Source organism: Magnetococcales bacterium (genome assembly GCA_015231925.1).
Classification (GTDB): domain Bacteria; phylum Pseudomonadota; class Magnetococcia; order Magnetococcales; family JADGAQ01; genus JADGAQ01.
Genome location: JADGAQ010000348.1, coordinates 1 through 2,296, shown reverse-complemented (window position 1 = coordinate 2,296; position 2,296 = coordinate 1). Strand labels below are relative to the sequence as shown.

Annotated in this window: 3 protein-coding genes; 2 read left to right on the top strand and 1 reads right to left on the bottom strand. The window is 61.5% G+C overall.

Translation table 11 applies throughout. The annotated features are described in order from the left end of the window. Positions 1–45 precede the first annotated feature (45 nt). Positions 46–828, top strand: coding sequence for a HesA/MoeB/ThiF family protein (locus HQL56_19685; GenBank protein ID MBF0311739.1), 783 nt, complete (start codon positions 46–48; stop codon positions 826–828). Here HQL56_19685 and mobB read toward each other — a convergent pair. Beyond that, positions 770–1,324: a molybdopterin-guanine dinucleotide biosynthesis protein B gene (gene mobB, locus HQL56_19680; GenBank protein ID MBF0311738.1), complete on the bottom strand. Its 555-nt coding sequence runs from the start codon at positions 1,322–1,324 to the stop codon at positions 770–772. The two genes, HQL56_19685 and mobB, sit on opposite strands and share 59 nt — an antisense overlap. Before the next feature lie 30 nt (positions 1,325–1,354). On the opposite strand from mobB, the gene HQL56_19675 reads away from it, so the two are divergent. Continuing rightward, positions 1,355–2,206, top strand: coding sequence for a class I SAM-dependent methyltransferase (locus tag HQL56_19675; protein ID MBF0311737.1), 852 nt, complete (start codon positions 1,355–1,357; stop codon positions 2,204–2,206). Positions 2,207–2,296 lie beyond the last annotated feature (90 nt).

Genomic DNA, 2,296 nt, shown 5'->3' with positions numbered 1-2,296 from the left:
TCCCCCCCGGACCCCCGTATTAATGAAACAGAAGAGGAATAGGCCGTGGCTTCCGTGACGACCGCCTTTCTTGATCGGCTGCGTTATTCCCGCCATCTGGCGCTGCCCGGCGTGGGGGAGGGGGGACAGGCGCGTCTGGGTCAAAGCCGGGTGCTGATCGTCGGCGCGGGCGGACTTGGCGGGCCAGCGGCGCTCTATCTGGCGGCGGCAGGGGTGGGGCATCTCACGCTGGTGGACGGCGACCGGGTGGAGACCTCCAATCTGGGGCGACAGATCGTGCATGCCACCTCCCGGCTGGGATGGGCCAAGGTCGATTCGGCGCGGCAGGCGTTGCTGGATCTCAATCCCCGCATTGGGGTGGAAACCGTGGATGGCTGGCTGGACGAGGGTAATGTCGAAGCCCTGGTCGGGGCGAGCCATCTGGTTTTGGACGGCAGCGACAACTTCGAAACCCGCGACCGGGTCAACGCCGCCTGTTTCCGTCACAAACGGCCCCTGGTGACGGGGGCGGCCTTGGGCTTTTCCGGACAGGTGGGGGTGTTTCACGCCGGAGAGGATGCGGCGCTGCCCTGCTGGCGTTGTTTCTTTCCCTCACTGCCGGAGGATGGCAACAGCCCCACCTGTGAAACGGCGGGGGTGTTGGGGGCCCTGACCGGGATCGTCGGCTCCTGGATGGCGGCGGAGGCCTTGTTGGAACTCAGCGGCAAGGGGGCCAATCTGCGGGGTCAGTTGCTGCTGCTCGATCTCTCCGGCGGCGAGGTGCGGCGCATCACGGGGCGGAGGGATGGCCGCTGCCCGGTTTGCGCAGATTCAGATGGTTCACGATGAAATCGGCCACGGCGGAGGGGTCGTTCAGGGGCAGTCTGGGTTTGGCCCAGGGGATTTCCGTTTCGCTGCTGGCCACGGCCACCACCTGATCGCTGCCGCTCCAGGGCAGGTGGTCTTGTCTCCTCTCCTCCGGGCGTGTATCTTCTGCCTGCGTCGGGCGATGGATGCGAATCTGATCGATCTTTTCCTGCCGATAGCCTTCCACCAGAACGAGGTCGTGTTGGCCGACCAGGGAGTTGACCAGTTCCGGCAGGGGGGGTGGGGGTGTGTCGCCCAGTTCCTGGATCATGAACCAGCGTTCGGGGCCGGAGAAGATGACGCTTTTGGCTCCGGCCTGGCGGAAGCGGTGGCTGTCCTTGCCGGGGATGTCGGGGTCGGCGACGTGGTGGCCGTGTTTGATGGCCCCGACCCGATAGCCGCGCCGGGTCAATTCCGCGATAACCTGTTCCATCAGGGTGGTTTTTCCGCTGCCGCTGGGGGCGACGAAGGCAATCATGGGTATCATTGAATTCTCCACGGATCCGTCATGACGAGCGATTCCCGAAGCGGCCTGATCGGGCGATGTGTGGACTGCGGTCGTGACGGCATGGCGGTTTCGGCCCAGGGCTGGTCGTGTGCCGCCTGTGGCCGGGAGTATCGCCGTGATGCCCTGGGTGTTTTGCTGGCCATGCCGACGCAGCAGTCCGCCGAGCCGCGATTCTATCAGAACCGGGATTATCAGGCTTGGCAGAAAATTTGGGGCACGGTAGCGGACGACTGGTTCATCTATCGCAATGCGTTGTACCGTTTTTTCAGCATGAGCGGGCATCGTCGGGTGCATCGGCTGTTGAAGGAAGCGGGGGATGTAGTGCATGTGGAGTTGGGTTGCGGGCCGGGTCAGTTGTTCGAGCTGGTGGACGGATCGCGCACCATTGCCCTGGATGCCAATCTCTCCTTTTTGCATCGGCTGAAGAAGCGGTATCCGTCGGTGATGGCGGTGCAGGGCAATTTGTACAACACCCCGTTTTTGAGTGGCGCGGTTCGTTCGGTGTTGTGTTTGCATACCCTGGAACATTTGTATCATCTGGCGGAGGCGTTGGAGGAGATCGAGCGGTTGATGCATGCGGAAGGGGCGATGTTGTTCACCTTGCCGACGGAGGGTGGCTGGGGCTGGTCGTTGGGGCGGCGTCTGATCACGGTTCCGGAGTTGCGGCGCAAGCATGATCTGGATGCCTTGGCCATTATGGAGGTGGAGCATATCAACGATGCGCCGAGGGTGATGCGGTTTTTGAAATTTTACTTTACGTTGCAGGGGGTTGAGTACTTTCCCTTGCGTTTTCTGCCCTGGCTGGGGGTGAATGCCTCGATAACGGGAAGGGCCTTGCCCAAGAAATCCTGAGAAGGTTGCAAAGCTCCTGCAGTCAAGCGGGGGAATCTTTGTGACTTTTAATATTTTTCCTTTAAAGTATCAAAAAAAGGAAATGTTCTA